General features: G+C 69.7%; 16 protein-coding genes. 12 read left to right on the top strand and 4 right to left on the bottom strand.

From position 1 onward, the window contains the following. The first annotated feature begins 195 nt into the window (after nucleotides 1-195). The 4 genes from QRN26_RS16460 to rhaS all read left to right on the top strand — a co-directional run bounded on the left by QRN26_RS16460 (nucleotide 196) and on the right by rhaS (nucleotide 5,018). Nucleotides 196-1,731 carry a sugar ABC transporter ATP-binding protein gene (locus QRN26_RS16460; RefSeq protein WP_285037581.1) on the top strand — a complete coding sequence of 512 codons (1,536 nt, stop codon included), beginning with the start codon at nucleotides 196-198 and terminating at the stop codon, nucleotides 1,729-1,731. Further along, entirely contained in the window at nucleotides 1,728-2,795 is a 1,068-nt protein-coding gene (locus QRN26_RS16455; protein WP_285037580.1) for an ABC transporter permease, read from the top strand. Before QRN26_RS16460 ends, QRN26_RS16455 begins: the two co-directional genes overlap by 4 nt. After that, the gene (locus QRN26_RS16450; protein WP_056782196.1) at nucleotides 2,788-3,888 is read left to right on the top strand and encodes an ABC transporter permease; all 1,101 of its coding nucleotides are present in this window, start codon (nucleotides 2,788-2,790) and stop codon (nucleotides 3,886-3,888) included. Before QRN26_RS16455 ends, QRN26_RS16450 begins: the two co-directional genes overlap by 8 nt. Before the next feature lie 68 nt (nucleotides 3,889-3,956). Further along, the gene (rhaS, locus tag QRN26_RS16445) at nucleotides 3,957-5,018 is read left to right on the top strand and encodes a rhamnose ABC transporter substrate-binding protein (RefSeq protein ID WP_285037579.1); all 1,062 of its coding nucleotides are present in this window, start codon (nucleotides 3,957-3,959) and stop codon (nucleotides 5,016-5,018) included. A gap of 105 nt (nucleotides 5,019-5,123) precedes the next feature. Here rhaS and QRN26_RS16440 read toward each other — a convergent pair whose 3' ends face one another. Next, nucleotides 5,124-5,570, bottom strand: a complete 447-nt coding sequence (locus QRN26_RS16440) for a PLD nuclease N-terminal domain-containing protein (protein WP_285037578.1) — start codon at nucleotides 5,568-5,570, stop codon at nucleotides 5,124-5,126. A gap of 47 nt (nucleotides 5,571-5,617) precedes the next feature. Here QRN26_RS16440 and QRN26_RS16435 point away from each other — a divergent pair, with 47 nt between their 5' ends. The 3 genes from QRN26_RS16435 (at nucleotide 5,618) to QRN26_RS16425 (ending at nucleotide 9,297) form a co-directional block, all read left to right on the top strand. Continuing rightward, nucleotides 5,618-6,547, top strand: coding sequence for an aldo/keto reductase (locus QRN26_RS16435; RefSeq protein ID WP_056010763.1), 930 nt, complete (start codon nucleotides 5,618-5,620; stop codon nucleotides 6,545-6,547). 159 nt (nucleotides 6,548-6,706) lie between these two features. Continuing rightward, entirely contained in the window at nucleotides 6,707-7,768 is a 1,062-nt protein-coding gene (locus QRN26_RS16430; RefSeq protein ID WP_285037577.1) for a LacI family DNA-binding transcriptional regulator, read from the top strand. A gap of 89 nt (nucleotides 7,769-7,857) precedes the next feature. Then, nucleotides 7,858-9,297 (top strand): L-fucose/L-arabinose isomerase family protein, encoded by a 1,440-nt coding sequence (locus tag QRN26_RS16425; protein WP_285037576.1) that lies wholly within the window; start codon nucleotides 7,858-7,860, stop codon nucleotides 9,295-9,297. A gap of 84 nt (nucleotides 9,298-9,381) precedes the next feature. Here QRN26_RS16425 and QRN26_RS16420 read toward each other — a convergent pair whose 3' ends face one another. Then, nucleotides 9,382-9,990: a DNA alkylation repair protein gene (locus QRN26_RS16420; protein WP_056010757.1), complete on the bottom strand. Its 609-nt coding sequence runs from the start codon at nucleotides 9,988-9,990 to the stop codon at nucleotides 9,382-9,384. A gap of 39 nt (nucleotides 9,991-10,029) precedes the next feature. Between QRN26_RS16420 and QRN26_RS16415 the strand changes: the two genes are divergently transcribed. Continuing rightward, nucleotides 10,030-10,884: an NAD-dependent epimerase/dehydratase family protein gene (locus tag QRN26_RS16415; protein ID WP_285037575.1), complete on the top strand. Its 855-nt coding sequence runs from the start codon at nucleotides 10,030-10,032 to the stop codon at nucleotides 10,882-10,884. Between the two features lie 28 nt (nucleotides 10,885-10,912). Here QRN26_RS16415 and QRN26_RS16410 read toward each other — a convergent pair whose 3' ends face one another. After that, complete coding sequence (locus tag QRN26_RS16410) at nucleotides 10,913-12,235, bottom strand: MFS transporter (RefSeq protein ID WP_056010752.1); 1,323 nt, start codon at nucleotides 12,233-12,235, stop codon at nucleotides 10,913-10,915. 174 nt (nucleotides 12,236-12,409) lie between these two features. Here QRN26_RS16410 and QRN26_RS16405 point away from each other — a divergent pair, with 174 nt between their 5' ends. Both QRN26_RS16405 and rhaI read left to right on the top strand, forming a co-directional pair. Continuing rightward, entirely contained in the window at nucleotides 12,410-12,787 is a 378-nt protein-coding gene (locus QRN26_RS16405; protein WP_285037574.1) for an L-rhamnose mutarotase, read from the top strand. Nucleotides 12,788-12,956: 169 nt separating this feature from the next. Beyond that, nucleotides 12,957-14,123, top strand: coding sequence for an L-rhamnose isomerase (rhaI, locus tag QRN26_RS16400; protein WP_285037573.1), 1,167 nt, complete (start codon nucleotides 12,957-12,959; stop codon nucleotides 14,121-14,123). Between the two features lie 161 nt (nucleotides 14,124-14,284). On the opposite strand, the gene QRN26_RS16395 is transcribed toward rhaI, so the two are convergent. Next, entirely contained in the window at nucleotides 14,285-15,118 is an 834-nt protein-coding gene (locus QRN26_RS16395) for an alpha/beta fold hydrolase (protein WP_285037572.1), read from the bottom strand. Nucleotides 15,119-15,246: 128 nt separating this feature from the next. On the opposite strand from QRN26_RS16395, the gene QRN26_RS16390 reads away from it, so the two are divergent. Then, nucleotides 15,247-15,846 (top strand): TetR/AcrR family transcriptional regulator, encoded by a 600-nt coding sequence (locus tag QRN26_RS16390; protein WP_285037571.1) that lies wholly within the window; start codon nucleotides 15,247-15,249, stop codon nucleotides 15,844-15,846. A 69-nt stretch (nucleotides 15,847-15,915) separates the two neighbouring features. Beyond that, nucleotides 15,916-16,674 (top strand): DeoR/GlpR family DNA-binding transcription regulator, encoded by a 759-nt coding sequence (locus QRN26_RS16385; protein WP_285037570.1) that lies wholly within the window; start codon nucleotides 15,916-15,918, stop codon nucleotides 16,672-16,674. Nucleotides 16,675-16,779 lie beyond the last annotated feature (105 nt).

The raw sequence follows: 16,779 nt of genomic DNA, 5'->3' as shown, positions 1-16,779 counted from the left end.
CGTCCTCCTTCGCCATCGAGCATCCACAGCCTAGGCGAGCTGACCCCGACGGTGTTTCTGAAGGTCCTGTCAGGAACGGCCCGTGCGTCTTGCCGCTCGCGAGAACCCGGCCGTACAGTGCAGTGCTCCCGACCATGAATCGATTCATGAAGCCGGTCGGGAACGAACCCCTCACCGTGGAGGAACGGACCCTCAATGACGATCGACCCGCCAGCGCAGCCCGCGCGCTCAGCGCAGCCCGCACTCTCCCTCATCGGAGCCGCGAAGACCTTCGGCCCCGTCGTCGCACTCGCCGACGGCACCATCCGGATCGAGGCCGGGGAGATCCACGCCCTCGTCGGCGAGAACGGCGCAGGCAAGTCCACGCTCGTGAAGATCCTCGCCGGCCTCTACACGCCGGACGCCGGAGACTTCACCCTCGCCGGCAAGCCCGTCGCCTTCCGCGGCGTCGCCGACAGCAAGGCCGCCGGGATCTCCGTGATCTACCAGGAGCCGACCCTCTTCCCCGACCTCACCGTCGCGGAGAACATCTTCATCGGCCGCCAGCCGAAGAACGGCCTCGGCCTCATCAGCACCGGCGCCATGCGGAAGGCCGCCAAGGCCCTCTTCGACCGCCTCGGCGTCCAGATCGACCCCGACCGGGTGGCCGAGGGCCTGTCGATCGCCGACCAGCAGATCATCGAGATCGCCAAGGCCATCTCCCTCGACGCCAAGGTCCTCATCATGGACGAGCCCACCGCGGCCCTCTCGGGTGTCGAGGTCGACCGCCTCTTCCAGGTCGCCCGCTCCCTGCGCGACGCAGGTGCCGGGATCCTGTTCATCTCCCACCGCTTCGAGGAGGTCTTCGCGCTGTGCGACCGCATCACGGTCATGCGCGACGGCCGCTACATCGCCACCCACGTCACCGCCGAGACGACCGTCGACGCGATCGTCCGCCAGATGGTCGGACGCGACATCGCCACCCTCTTCCCCAAGCAGGACGCGGAGATCGGCGACGCGGTCCTCGCCGTCGAGCACCTGTCGCGGGCCGGGGTCTTCTCCGACATCTCCTTCACCGTCCGGTCGGGCGAGATCGTCGCCCTGGCCGGGCTCGTCGGCGCGGGACGCACCGAGGTCGCCCGCGCAGTGTTCGGCATCGACCCCTACGACTCCGGCCGCGTCACGCTCGGCGGGTCACCGGTGAAGGCCGGCGACCCGCAGGCCGCGATCACCGCGGGCATGGGCTTCGTCCCCGAGGACCGCCGCAAGCAGGGCCTCGTGATGGACCTCTCCGTCGCCCGCAATGCGACCCTCACCCTCCGCCACCGGCTGGCCCGGTTCGGCCTCATCTCCGGCCGCCGGGAACGCCAGGCCGCCGAGGAGTGGTCGACCCGCCTCCAGGTGAAGACGGGCTCGCAGGAGTACGCGGTGTCCACGCTCTCCGGCGGCAACCAGCAGAAGGTCGTGCTCGCGAAATGGCTCGCCACCGAGCCGAGCTTCCTCATCGTCGACGAACCCACTCGCGGCATCGACGTCGGCACGAAGAGCGAGGTCCACCGCCTCATCTCCGAACTCGCGGGCCGCGGCATCGCGATCCTCATGATCTCCTCCGAACTGCCCGAGGTCCTCGGCATGGCCGACCGCGTGCTCGTCATGCACGAGGGCCGGATCACCGCCGAGCTCACCCGCGAAGAAGCGACCCCGGAGACCGTGATGCACGCGGCGACCGGATCCCTGGAAGGCGCACGATGACGAACACCACCACCAAGCCGGGCGGCGGCGCACGACCCGGCGGCACCCCTGTCACCGTCGCGACCGAGCGCACGACGAACCCGATCGCGTCGATCGTGCGACTCAGGGAGCTGCCGGTGACGGTCGCCCTCGTCGTCCTCGTGCTCGTGACGTACCTCGCGAACCCGCTGTTCCTGTCGGCGCAGGGGGTGAAGGACCTCCTCCTCAACGCGACGATCATGATCATCCTCGCCGTCGGCCAGGCGCTCGTGATCATCACCCGCAACGTCGACCTCTCCGTCGGATCGATCCTCGGCCTCGTCGCCTTCGCGACCGGCACCATGTTCGCGACGATGCCGCAGCTGCCGATCGTCGCCGTGTTCCTCATCGCGATGCTGCTCGGCGGGGTCCTCGGCGCGATCAACGGCGCACTCGTCACGATCGCGAAGGTGCCGGCGCTCGTCATCACGCTCGGCACGCTGTACATCTACCGCGGCCTCAACAACGCCTGGGCCGGCGGCACGCAGTACTTCGCCGACGACCGGCCGGACGCCTTCGGCAACCTCTCCGTCGACACGGTCCTCGGGTTCCCGGTCATCACCCTCATCGCGATCCTCGTCGTCGTGGTCGTCGCCGTGTTCATGGCCGGTGCCCGCTCCGGTCGTGACCTGTACGCGATCGGGTCCGACCCCGACGCCGCGAAGCTCTTCGGCATCCCCGTCGGACGCCGGGTGTTCCTCGCCTTCCTCGCCAACGGAGTGCTCGCCGGGCTCGCCGGCGTGCTCTACGCCTCCCGCTTCAACTCGGTCGGTGCGACCACGGGGTCCGGCATGGAGCTCGACGTCGTGGCCGCTGCGGTGGTCGGCGGTGTCGCCATCTTCGGCGGCAGCGGCTCGGTCGCCGGAGCAGCGATCGGCGCGATCCTCCTCACCACGATCACGAGTGCCCTCACCGCCCTGCGCGTCGACAAGTTCTGGCAGCAGGCGATCGTCGGTGTCCTCATCCTGGCCGCGATCATCATCGATCGTGTCGCCAGCCTCCGTACGGCCAAGAAACTGCGAATGAGCGAGGCACGCGATGTCTGATCTGAAGACCCCGGCACCGGCCAAGGCGCCGTTCACGAAGGGTTCCGGCCCGCTCGGCACCGACACCACCGGCGTGCTCGTCGCGGAGCCGAAGGGACGCACGGGACTCTCCCGCATCCTGCTCGGTCGCGACGCGATCATGATCTACGCCCTGCTCGTCGTCGTGATCGGGGCCTGCCTGCTCATCCCGCGCTTCGCCTCGCCCGTCACCGTCGGCTTCCTGCTCCTCGACGTCATCCCGATCCTCCTCATCGCCATGCCGATGACGCTCGTGATCATCACCGGCGAGATCGACCTGTCCGTCGCGAGCACCGCGGGCCTCACGAGCGCCGTCATCGGTGTGCTGTGGGCCGGCGGCGGGATGGACATCGGCGTGGTCCTCCTCATCGGCCTCCTCGTCGGCGTCGTCGCGGGAGCGTTCAACGGCTTCCTCATCGCGGTGGTCGGGCTCCCCTCGCTGGCCGTGACCATCGGTACCCTCGCCCTGTTCCGCGGACTCGCTCTCGTCGTCATCGGTGACAACGCGGTCGCGAACTTCCCGGCGGAGCTCACCGCGTTCTTCACCTCGAAGATCGGCTCCACCGGTATCCCGGTCGTCATGGTCGGTGTGCTCCTCGTCGTGATCGTCTTCGGCGTGGTCCTGCACCTCACCCCGTTCGGCCGCGGCCTCTACGCCCTCGGGTTCAGCTCGGAGGCGGCGAGCTTCGTCGGCATCAAGGTGGCCCGCTCGAAGTTCTGGCTGTACGTCGCGACCGGCGGCGTCTCCGCGCTCGCCGGGATCTTCTGGACGCTGCGCTACTCCAGCGCCCGCAGCGACAACGCCTCCGGCCTCGAACTCGCCGTCATCGCGGCGGTCCTCCTCGGCGGCGTCTCCATCTTCGGCGGCAAGGGCTCGATCCCCGGCGTCGTCGCCGGCGTCCTCCTCATCGGCACGATCAACTACGCACTCCGACTCGGTCGTGTCTCCGACGTCGTGCTCATCATCGTCACCGGCACCCTGCTGATCGCCTCGGTGGTCGGCCCCAGTATCTTCGAATCCGTCAAGCAGTGGAACCACCACCGACGAATCCGACGCAGCCTGCCCCAGCACTGATCCCCGATCAGCGCGCTCCCGGGCGATCCCACGCCACAGCACCAGGCGTATCCAGAAAGGAACAGACAATGCAGTCGATTCGAAACCACGCGACAGGCCGTTCGGCCCGTCGAGCAGCGGCCCTCATCGCCGCAGCGGCATCACTCGCCCTCATCGCGACGGGGTGCGCCACCGGCGACTCCGCCGGCTCCGGTGGTGGCGCGGGCGGTGCCGAGAGCATCACCTTCATCCCGAAGCAGCTCAACAACCCCTACACGGACGTCGTGCTCGGCGGCGGCGAGGACGGCGCGAAGGCGGCCGGCTTCTCGGCCACCGAGGTCGTCGGTCCGCTCGAGGCGAGCGCGTCCAGCCAGGTGTCCTTCATCAACGCGGAGACCCAGGCCGGCACGAACGTCATCGTCATCGCGGCGAACGACCCCGACGCCGTCTGCCCCGCCCTCAAGGAGGCTCGCGAGGGCGGCGCGAAGATCGTCGCGTTCGACTCCGACACCAGCAAGGACTGCCGCGACGTCTTCATCTCGCAGGTCGTCGCCAAGGACGTCGCACTGATCCAGACGAAGCTCATCGCGGAACAGATCGGCGGCTCCGGCGAGATCGCGATCCTCTCGGCCACGGCCAACGCGACGAACCAGAACGAGTGGATCGCCTTCATGGAGGAGGAGCTCAAGTCAAACCCCGAGTACAAGGACATCAAGCTCGTCGCCAAGGTCTACGGCGACGACGACGACACGAAGTCCTTCCAGGAGGCCCAGGGGCTGCTGCAGGCGCACCCGAACCTCAAGGGCATCATCTCGCCCACGACGGTCGGCATCGCCGCGACCGCCCGCTACCTCTCCACCTCGGAGTACAAGGGCAAGGTCGCGCTGACCGGGCTCGGCCTGCCGAACGAGATGCGTCCGTTCGTGAAGGACGGCACCGTCTCCGCGTTCGCGCTGTGGGACCCGGCTCAGCTCGGCTACGTCGCCGCGTACGCCGGCAAGGCACTCGCTGAGGGCACCATCACGGGCAAGGAGGGCGACACCTTCGAAGCCGGTGACCTCGGTGAGCGCGAGGTCGGCGCCGACGGCACCGTCATCGTCGGCCCGCCGACCACCTTCACCGCGGACAACATCGACGACTACGACTTCTAGGCCGTTCGCAATTCAGGACCGCCCCGGCGCGTCGCTCTCGGAACCCCGGTTCCGGAGGCGGCGCGCCGTTCGCGTCCTGAGTTGTGGACGACGCGCGGAGTCCGGTCAGGAGCGGTCGGCGCTCGAAGCCGGGCCATCGTCGGCGGGGGGATCGGATCGCTGCATCTCGAGTTCGAGCTTGCGGATGCGCTCCGCGTCCTCGGCGGCCTGGATCTCGCGTTCGAGGGCGGCGAGCTGTTCCTCCGTGCTGCTGACGGCACGGTCGGGCTGCGACGGCGAGGGCGTCGTGGCCGGCGACGATCCACGGGCCGGGCCCCACGAGCCGGACGTCCGCGGCTGCTTCCGGCCCCGACGTTCGGGCAGCTTGATGCGACTGTTCGACCAGTCCTTGCCGAGGAGGAACCACAGGCCGACGCCGATGAGGGGGATGAAGACGATGAGCAGGACCCAGACGATCTTGGGCAGGTTGCGGACGACGGGTTCCGGCTGGCCGACCACGTCGATGAGCGCGACGATCGTGAGGACGATGAGCAACAACGACAACACGAACATGCGTCAATCCTAGGCAGGCTGTCGGTGCGTTCGGCCAGGATGGGACGATGAAGACCATCCCCCTGCCCCAGACCGACCTGACCGCGTCCAGCATCGTCCTCGGCCTCATGCGCATCGAACCCCTCGACGACGAGGCCATCCGCACCCTCTTCCACACCGCACGCGACGCCGGCGTGACCGTCTTCGACCACGCCGACATCTACGGCTCGGAGCGTCACGGCTGCGAGCGCCGGTTCGGCGACGCCGTCACCCTCACCGCCGCCGAGCGCGAGCAGGTGGTCATCCAGTCGAAGGTCGGCATCCGCCCGGGCTACTTCGACTTCTCCGAGGAGCACATCCTCCGCACGGTCGACGAGTCGCTGGCCGCGCTCAAGACGGACTACCTCGACCTCCTGCTCCTCCACCGGCCCGACACCCTCGTCGAGCCCGAGGAGGTCGCGTCCGCGTTCGACACCCTGCAGGCGTCGGGCAAGGTCCGGAACTTCGGCGTCTCGAACCACACGCCAGCGCAGGTCGAGCTCCTCAAGGCCTCGGTCGAGCAGCCGCTCATCGCGAACCAGGTGCAGCTGAGCATCACGCACGCGCCGATCATCGCCTCGGGCATCGCCACGAACATGGCCGGCCTCGACCAGTCGATCGACCGCGACAACGGCATCCTCGACTACAGCCGCCTCACCGGCATGACCCTGCAGGCGTGGTCGCCGTTCCAGGCCGGCTTCTTCACGGGCGTCTTCCTCGGCGACCGCGAGCACTATGCGGAGCTCAACGACGTGCTCGACGAGCTGGCCGCGACGCACGGCGTCACGCCGACGGGGATCGCCACCGCGTGGATCACCCGTCACCCCGCGAACATCCAGGTGGTGCTCGGCACCACGAAGCCCTCGCGCGTGGAGGAGGCGGCTGCGGGTTCCGACGTGACGCTGTCGCGCCAGGAGTGGTACCGCCTGTTCACCGCGGCCGGTCACACCCTGCCGTAGGCCCTCGCGGTTCGCGGGTCGCCTTCGGCGGGCTGCACCGTCCGCAACTCAGGACCGGCCCCGCGTGTCACGTCCGCCGGGCCGGCTGTCGCGTCGACACGCCGCGGCCGTCCTGAGTTGTGGACGGGTACGCTCGTGGAGGGAACCGGGAGGACGGACATGGCGAAGCACGACATCGGGTTCGCCGCCGTCGCCAGGCTCGCCGGGGTGTCGAACGCGACCGTCTCGAACACGCTCAACCGCCCCGAGATCGTCGCCCCGGCCACGCGTGAACGGGTGCTCGCGGCGATCGCCGAACTCGACTTCGTGCCCAACCGCGCTGCGGCGACGCTCCGGCAGGGCACGAACCGGCTCATCGGCCTCGTGATCCCCGACATCGTGAACCCCTTCTACTCGGCGATCACCCGCGGCGTGACCGAGGCGGCCGCCGAGCACGGGTACACGGTTGCCCTCTGCGTCAGCCACGACGACCCGGACCTCGAGCTGCAGCACTTCGAGATGCTCGCCGAGCACCGGGCCGCCGGCGCCCTGGTCGCTCCGTTGACGGCCGACGCCTCGCGCCTCGCCCAGCTCCGCCGGGTCGGCAGCCGCCTCGTGCTCATGGACCGCACCGCCCCCGAGGGAACCGGGTGCTCCGTGGCGATCGACGACGTCCGCGGCGGCGAGCTGGCGGTGGCCCACCTGTTGGCGACGACCGGTGGGCGAGGACCGATCGTGCTCGTGAACGGCGACCGCGCGATCCCCCAGTGCGAGGACCGTCGCGCTGGCGCACGGAACGCCTTCGTCACGGCGGGGATCGATCCCGACGAGCTGGTGGAGGTCACCGCCCGGGAGATGACCGTCGACGCCGGACGTGAGGCCGGCCGAGGCATCGCGACCCGCACACCGGACGCCGCCGGGGTCTTCTGCACGAACGACCAGCTCGCCCTCGGGGTCATCCGCGGGCTGAACGACGGCGGTCTCGACGTGCCGGGAGACGTGTCGGTGGTCGGCTACGGCGACCTGCCGCTCGCGGCCGACGGCCGGGTGCCGCTCACGACGGTCGAGCAGCCGAAGGACGAGCTCGGACGCGTCGCCGTGGAGATCCTGCTCGCCGAACTGCTCGCCGAACTCGGCACCGATCGCTCCTCGCACACGCATGTGGCGCGCACCCTCGAACCGCGCATCGTCGTGCGCGAATCCGCGCCGGCGACCTCGCGCGACTCGATCCCCGCATCCTGATCCTCGACGCGGCGAGACGGATGACGCTACAGTCGGATCACGAATTTAATCGATTAAACGGCACCGCCGCCGGACGAACAGGATCACCGATGACCCACACCCCCGCCGCACACCCGCTCCTCGCCCCGAAGGCACGTCGCAAGCCCCGCGTCGGCCTCGTCGCCGGCGGACTCGGAACGTACTGGCCACAGTTCCCCGACCTCCTCCCCCAGCTCCAGGCGTCGGCCCGGGTCGTCTCCGAGCGCTTCCGAGGCATGGACGCCGACGTGGTCGACGTCGGATTCATCTCCGACGCCCAGGAGGGCGAGGTCGCCGCCGAGCGCCTCCGCCAGGGCGACTGCGACCTCATCGTCCTCTTCCTCACCACCTACCTGACCTCGTCGATGGTCCTCCCCATCGCCCAGCGCACCGGCACCCCGGTACTCGTCATCGACCTGCAGCCGACCGAGCGGATGGACCACGCGAGCTTCGACACCGGCGCCTGGCTCGCCTACTGCGGGCAGTGCCCGGTACCCGAGGTCGGCAACGTCTTCCGCCGCGCCGGCATCCCCTTCCGTTCGGTCTCGGGGTGGTTGCACCAGGAGTCGGCCTGGGAGCGCATCGGTCGGTGGATCCAGGCGGCCCATGTCCGCGCCGCTCTCCGGCACGCGCGACACGGCCTCATGGGTCACGTCTATCCGGGCATGCTCGACGTCTCGACGGACCTCACCCTGCTCCCCACCACCTTCGGATCACACGTGGAGGTGCTCGAGTTCGACGACCTCCGCGTCCTCGTCGACGAGGTCACCGACGCCCAGGTAGCCGACCGCATGGCGCTCGCCCGCGAGGTCTTCACGCTCGACGACACGGTCGTGGAGGACGACTTCGTGTGGGGGGCGAAGGTCTCGGTGGGTCTCGACCGCCTCGTCGAGGAGTTCGCGCTCGACAGCCTCGCCTACTACCACCGCGGTCGCGACGGCGAACAGCACGAACGACTCGGCGCCGGCATGATCCTCGGCGCCTCGCTGCTCACCGCTCGCGGCGTCCCGACGACCGGCGAGTACGAGCTGCGGACGACGGTCGCGCAACTCGCGACCCAGGTCGTCGGCGCCGGCGGGTCGTTCTGCGAGATCCAGGCATTGGACTTCGAGGACGGAGTCGTCGAGATGGGCCACGACGGACCGGCGCACCTCGCCGTCAGCTCGCGAGACCCGTTGCTGCGCGGCCTCGGGGTGTACCACGGCAAGCGCGGCTGGGGCGTGAGCGTCGAGTTCGACGTGCGCCACGGCCCGGTGACGCTGCTGGGACTCGGCCAGGACCGCGACGGTTCGCTGGCGTTCGTCGCGTCGGAGGGGACGGTCGTGCCAGGACCGCTGCTCGCGATCGGCAACACGACGAGCCGCGTGGACTTCGGTCGGGACCCCGGCGTCTGGGTCGATGAGTGGAGCGCGACCGGCATCGGCCACCACTGGTCGCTGTCGCTCGGGCATCGGGCGGCCGACTACCGGGCGGCGGCGAGTCTCCTCGGGATCGACTTCCGCCAGGTGTGACGTACCCGGTCCTTGGGCCGCACCCGGTCCCTGAGCCGACCCCCCGGTCCCTGAGCTTGTCGAAGGGCGCACGGACCGACCGCCTCAGAGCACGGCGCGCAGCCGCTCCGCCGCGGGCTCCACGACCGCGATCGGCGCCGGTCGCTGAAGCCCGTCGAGTGCAACCGACAGGCGACGGGCCGCGCGATCGACGTCGCCACCGCCCGCACCCAGTTCACGGATCGGCGCGAGCAGGGCAGCCCGTCGCAACCACGGCTCATCCTGCATCCACCGGTCGAGCACGGTCTCGGCCTTCGCCCGCGCCGTGCCGTCGAGGTGGTCGAGCAGCGGGCCGATGACGTCGGTCGCGAGCGGATCGGCCAGCTCGGCGTGACGACCGCTGCGCACGAAGCCCTCGATGCGCGTGAGATCCGTGTGTCTGAGGACGGCGACGCTCGCCTGCAGGAGGACGACCGCCGCGAGCCGACGCTCGAAGACGGGCACCGACCAGAGCTCGGTCGCGAGGGCCGTCAGCTCGTCGTGCTCCATCCCGCGGAACTTCCGGAGAGCGTCCCGCACGGTACCCCGGACCGCTCCGACGGACGATCCGTAGGACTCGAGCCCGCCGCCGAGCCGCTCGACGACGTCCGCGGCACGGTACCCGTCGCCCTCGTACTGGAGCGCGGCGTCGATGAACTCCCCGGCAGCACCCATCCCACCATTCTCCCTCCTGGTGCCGGGTACGGTTGGGCGATGACCATCGCGATCGTAGGACTCGGACAGCTCGGCTCGGACGTCGCCGCGAGGCTCCTGGCCCGCGGCGAGCACGTGGTCGGCGTGAAGCGCACGGCGCCGACGACCGCGACCCCGGCCACCGAGACCACCCCGGGGCGCTTCACCCTCCAGCTCTGCGACCTCACCACCACGGCCCCCGAGCTCCCGGCGGACACGGCCGCGATCGTGGTCGCCCTCGCTCCGCACCAGCGATCCGTCGGGGCCTACGACGCCCTCTACCGTGACGGGATCGCGCACCTGCTGGCCGCCGTCGCGGCGCTCCCCGGCACCCCACCCCGGATCCTCTTCGTCTCGTCGACCGCCGTGTGGGGCGAGGACGGCGGTGAGCGCATCGACGACACCACGCCCGCCGTCCCGACGACCGGGACCGCACAGGCACTGCTCGCAGCGGAGGAGGCCGTCCGTGCCGCCGTGCCGGAGGCGAGTCTGATCCGGTTCGGTGGTCTCTACGGGCCGACGTCGACGATGTTCGTCGACCAGGTCCGCGACGGTCGCGTGACCAGGCCGTCCGGATGGACCAACCGCATCCATCGCGACGACGCCGCAGCCGTGATCGTGCACCTGCTCGACCTGCCGGCGACGGCCCTGCCTCCGGTGGTGGCGGGCATCGACGAGGAGCCGGTCCTGCTGTCGACGGCGGCCGATTTCATCGCCGAGCGGCTCGGTGTCGCCCCACCGGTCCTCGACGACGCCGGTCGCACGCCCGAGGAGGCGCATCGTGGCAAGCGCATCGTCGCCGCCGCACTCCGCGACACCGGGTTCTCCTACCGCTACCCCACGTACCGCGAGGGCTACGCGGCGCAGCTCCCCTGATCGACGCCGGTCACGCCGGTCACACCGGTCACACCGGCTTCGACACCTCCGCCATGGCGCGACGACCGGACGGCACGAGCACGGCGACCGCGAGGACGACGAAGGTGAGCACGCCCGCGACCACGAGGAGCAGCTCCACCGAGACCACGTCGGCGAGCGGTCCGAAGACGATCATCCCGAGCGGCATCGACACCGCCATGACGATGCCCACGAAGCCGAACACGCGTCCCTGACGCTCCGGCTCGACGCGTTCCTGCAGCAGCGTCATGGAGGTCGTCGAGAAGAACGGCACCGCGAGGCCGAGCAGGAGCATGAAGCCGAAGAACACCCAGAGGTTCGTCGAGAGTCCCAGCCCGATCGAGAGCACCCCGAACACGACCGACGAGCCGACGAGGAGGAGCACCCGGTTCTTCGTGCCGCCCCAGATCGCGATGATCGCGCCGCCGGCGACCATGCCGACACTGAACGCCAGTTCGTTCACGGTGAGCATCCACACCTCGTCGCCGAACGAGCGCGCGATCATGAGCGGCGTCAGATACGACGGGGCGACGATCAGCAGGAACACGATCGCGAAGAGGATCAGCAACCACCGCACGAAGCCGTGTCGCCACACGTAGCGGACGCCCTCGGTGAGGTCGGCGAAGTAGCCTGGCCGTTCGCCGCTCCGGACGAGCGTCCGCACCGGGACGAGGAGCAGCAGACCGATCCCGATCGCCGCCGTGACCACGTCGACGAAGAAGATCGCGACGAGCGACGCGCTCGCGTACAGGGCGCCGGCGGCCGCGGGGGCGACGAGCATCATCGCCGACTGGATGGACCCGTTGAGACCGTTCACGCGCATGAGCTTGTCGGTCGGTGTGATCTGCGGGATGAGGGCGGACACGGCCGGCATCTGGACACCGGCGCCGACCGAACGGATCGCGAGCGTGAGGAAGATGAGCCAGAGGTCGGCGGCGCCGGTGATGAGGAAGATCGCCAGCGCGAGCGTCGTGATGGCGATGGACCCGTCGGCGACGATGATCAGCAGCTTGCGGTTCATCCGGTCGGCCCAGACGCCGCCGAAGATGGATACGACGGCCTGCGGCAGGAACCCGGCGACCGCGGCGAACGCCAGCACCACCCCGGACTTCGTCTCGAGGGTGAGGTGCCACATGATCGCGTACTGCACGAGCATCGAGCCGAACAACGAGACCGTCTGGCCGGAGAGGAAGACGGCGACGTCACGACGCCAGTGCGGGTGGTCGGCCGCGTCGAAGGCACCGACCGCGCCCTCATCGGTCGACGCGGTCGGATCCGAGGCCACGGGACCCGCGGTCGGCGGCCGGTCCGCCTGCCCATCGTCCGGAGTCATGTGGACACCGTATACATCGAGGAGGCGTGTGTCCAGGCCCAGTCCGCGCCGGCGCGCCACGGCGATGCGCCGAGTTCCGCGCCGATTGACCACCTCGAGGGACGCCGATAGCCTGGGGCGATCGCCCCTGAATCGATTCATGGCGATTCCGCGTGAACCGAAAGGCCAGCCTCGATGACGAGCTCCGAGCCCCTGCACCGCGTGTGCTTCCAACTGCAGGTCAAGCCGGAGCGGCTCGCCGAGTACCGTGAGCGCCACGCGGCCGTCTGGCCCGAGATGCTGCGAGCCCTGGCCGACACCGGCTGGCGGAACTACTCGCTGTTCGTCCGGGACGACGGGATGCTCATCGGGTACTTCGAGACACCCTCGCTCGAGGCGGCCCAGGCAGGCATGGCCGAGACCGAGGTGAACGCCCGCTGGCAGGCGGAGATGGGCGAGTTCTTCGTCGACCTCGACCTCCCGCCCGACCAGGGCTTCCTGCAGCTGACCGAGGTCTTCCACCTCGAGGACCAGCTCGCCGCCCTCCCCTCCACACCCGACCCCCTTCCCTAACTCAGGACTCGGGCGGCACGTCGCCCCACGGCGGCCGCGACACGCCCCGTGCATCCTGAGAAGGGGTCGAACACCGCGGCAGGGTGGCGTCGTTGAAACGATTCACGTATGCTGCAACCGACGCCATCGCGGCGCCACCGACCACCGGAACACCCACAGAGAAGTGATCATGACCCGTTTCGACACCATCACCCCCCTGCTCGAGCAGCAGGCCATCGAGCTCCCCTCCTGGGCGTTCGGCAACTCCGGCACGCGCTTCAAGGTGTTCACGACGCCCGGCACCCCGCGCACGCCCGAGGAGAAGATCGCCGACGCCGCCAAGGTGCACGAGTTCACCGCCCTCGCACCGAAGGTCGCGCTGCACATCCCGTGGGACCTCGTCGACGACTTCGGCGCCCTGCGCACGTACGCCGAGGATCACGGCGTCGCGCTCGGCACGATCAACTCGAACACGTTCCAGGACGAGGACTACAAGTTCGGCAGCCTCACGCACAGCGACCCGAAGATCCGCCAGAAGGCCATCGACCACCACTTCGCCTGCATCGACGTCATGCACGCGACGGGGTCGCAGGACCTCAAGATCTGGCTCGCCGACGGCAGCAACTACCCGGGCCAGCAGGACATCCGGGGCCGCCAGGACCGCCTCGCCGACTCCCTGCAGCAGATCTACGCCCGGCTCGGTGACGAGCAGCGCCTCGTGCTCGAGTACAAGTTCTTCGAGCCGGCGTTCTACCACACCGACGTCCCCGACTGGGGAACCTCCTACGCCCAGGTGGTCGAGCTCGGCGACCAGGCGCTCGTCTGCCTCGACACCGGACACCACGCGCCCGGCACGAACATCGAGTTCATCGTCGCGCAGCTGCTCCGCCTCGGGAAGCTCGGCTCCTTCGACTTCAACTCCCGGTTCTACGCCGACGACGACCTCATCGTCGGCGCGGCAGACCCGTTCCAGCTGTTCCGCATCCTCTACGAGGTCGTGCGCGGCGGCGGCCTGGACGACGACTCCCCCGTCGCGTTCATGCTCGACCAGTGCCACAACGTCGAGGACAAGATCCCCGGTCAGATCCGTTCGGTGCTGAACGTGCAGGAGATGACGGCCCGCGCGCTACTCGTCGACCGCGACGCCCTGACGACGGCGCAGGAGGCCGGCGACGTCCTCGGCGCGAACGGGATCCTCATGGACGCGTTCTACACCGACGTCCGGGGCCCGCTCGCCGCGTGGCGCGAGAGCCGCGGACTGCCGGCGGACCCGTTCGCCGCCTACCTCGCCTCGGGCTACCAGCAGCGGATCGCCGAGGAGCGCGTCGGCGGCACGCAGGCCGGCTGGGGCGCGTAGGCACCCGAGGACGACGAAGCCCCGCGACCATCCCGGTCGCGGGGCTTCATCCACATCCAGACGTCCACAATTCAGGACGCCCGCGGCGTGTCACGCCCGGCGCGCCGGCCGAGGTCGCCGACGCGCCGGAGCGGTCCTGAATTGCGAACCGACAGTGCCGCCTACTTCGCGAGGAAGGCGAGCAGCTGCTCGTTGACCTCGCGGTAGTGCGTCCACAGCATGCCGTGCGGTGCGCCTTCGATCTCGACGTACTCGGCCGACGGCAGCGCCTTCGCGAACACGCGGCCGGTCGAGTCGATCGGGAGGACGCGGTCGCCCGTGCCGTGCACGATCAGCGAGGGCACGTCGATCTTCGCGACGTCGGCTCGGAAGTCCGTCAGCCAGGTGGGCTGCGCGGCGAGCGAGGCGAACGGCGAGGCGTTGTACGCGAGCTGGGTGTTGGCCCGCAGCGCCTCCTCGCTCAGGCGGGAGCCGAGGTTCTCGTCGGTGTTGAAGAAGTTCTCGAAGAAGCTCGTGAAGAACGCGTAGCGGTCGTCGGTCGCCGCCGCGAGGAGTCCGTCGAACACGTCCTGCGGCACGCCGGTCGGGTTGTCGTCGGTCTGCAGGAGGTACGGCTCGAGCGAGCCGACGAAGACGGCCTTCGCGATCCGCTCGGAGCCGTAGGTGCCGAGGTAGCGGCCGACCTCGCCGGTACCCATCGAGAAGCCGACGAGGACGGCGTCCTGCAGATCGAGCCCGTCGACCACGGCCTTGAGGTCGGCCGCGAAGGTGTCGTAGTCGTAGCCGACGGTGGGCTTCGAGGACTTGCCGAAGCCGCGGCGGTCGTAGGTGATGACGCGGTAGCCGGCGTCGAGGAGCGCGGCGGTCTGCTTCTCCCACGAGGAGCCGTCGAGCGGGTAGCCATGGATGAGGACGACCGGCTGGCCGGTGCCGTGGTCTTCGACGTAGAGCTCCACGGAGGTGCTGTTCTCGGTTCCGACGGTGATGAACGACATGGTTCGATTCCTTTCGTCTCGGCGCCCGAGCTGATCGCCCGGTCCCGCGCCTCGAATGAGAACGCTCGTTCTCCTCGATGGACACCAGCATAGGGAACGATCGTTCTCAATGCAAGTACACTGAGGGGATGACGACCGAACAGACCACGACCGCGGCCCGCCTGCCCGCCCCGGCCGCGACCGCGCTCGTCCGCGACACCATCGTCGATGCGGCCGACCGCCTCTACTACGCCAAGGGCATCCAGGCCGTGGGGATGGACGAGTTGCGCGCCGCAGCGGGCGTCTCGCTCAAGCGTCTGTACGCCGAGTTCCCGAGCAAGGAGGACATCGTCCTCGCCGTGATGGACCACCGGCACCACCTCTGGACCACGGGCGTGAGCGCCCTCGTCGACGACGCAGGCACCCCGCGCGACCGCATCCTCGCCGTGTACGACTACCTGGCCGGCTGGTTCAGCGAGGACTCGTTCCGCGGCTGCGGCTTCATCAACACCTTCGGTGAACTCGGCGGCGTCTCGCCGGCCGTCGCGACGATCACCCGGGAACACAAGGCCTCCTTCCAGGCCTACGTGGCCGACCTCGTCGCCGACGCGGGCGCTCCGGCGTCGCTCGCACCTCAACTCGCGATCCTCGCCGAGGGCGCCCAGACCACCGCGGCGATCACCGGTTCCCCCGAAGCGGCCCTGCACGCCCGCCGTGCGGCCGAGACGCTGATCGACGCCTCCACCTGACACCCGCTGTGACATCCTGTTGAGACGGACAGGAACGGACGCGTCCGACACCGGCGGACAGGGGACGACATGGCAACGACGGGGACGCTCGGCGCCGAGGAGCGACGCGCCCGCCTGACCGCGATCCTCGAGCGCGACGGCAGCATCCGGCTCGACGACGCGGCCACCGAGCTGGACGTCTCGTCGATGACGGTCCGCCGGGACCTCGCCGACCTCGAACAGGCCGGCATCGTCCGCCGCGTCCGAGGTGGTGCCATCCCGACCCTGCGACCGCGCACCTTCACCGAACGATCTGCGACGGGCGTCCGGGAGAAGGGCGTCATCGTCGAGAAGCTCCGCGCCCTCCTCCCGACTGACGGCGCGATCGCGATCGACGCGTCGAGCACCGCCGGCGGCATCAGTCGCCTGCTCGCCGATTCGCGCCTCACGGTCGCGACGAACTCCTACCCGAACTTCCTGCTTGCCACGGCGAACCGCGACATCTCCGCGATCCTCGTCGGCGGCCAGGCCGAGTCGCGAACCGACAGCTTCATCGGTCCGATCGCCTGCCAGGCGGCGTCATCCCTCCTGTACCGGCGGTTCTTCCTCTCCGCCGCGGCGGTCGATCCCGTGATCGGCAGTTCGGAGGTCACCCTCGAGGAGGCGCAGGTCAAGCAGGCCTTCGCACGCGCCTCGGACGAGACGATCCTCGTCGCCGCCTCCGCGAAGCTCGACCAGCGGGCGATGGCGACCGGCTTCGCGCTGGCCGACGTCGACCTGCTCGTCACCGAGCTGGACCCGGCCGACCCTCGCCTCGACGCCTACCGCGACGCCGTCGACCTCCTCTGACTCCCCCGTCCACAATTCAGGACGACTGCGGCGCGCCGCACGCGACACCACGGACACCGGGGGCGACACGCCGGAGCGTTCCTGAATTGCGAACGGACTTCCGCC

Origin of the sequence: Plantibacter sp. ME-Dv--P-095 (assembly GCF_030209365.1) — a bacterium.
GTDB lineage: Bacteria > Actinomycetota > Actinomycetes > Actinomycetales > Microbacteriaceae > Plantibacter.
Note: the sequence above shows the minus strand (reverse complement) of the source record. Positions and strands in the feature narration are given on the sequence as shown.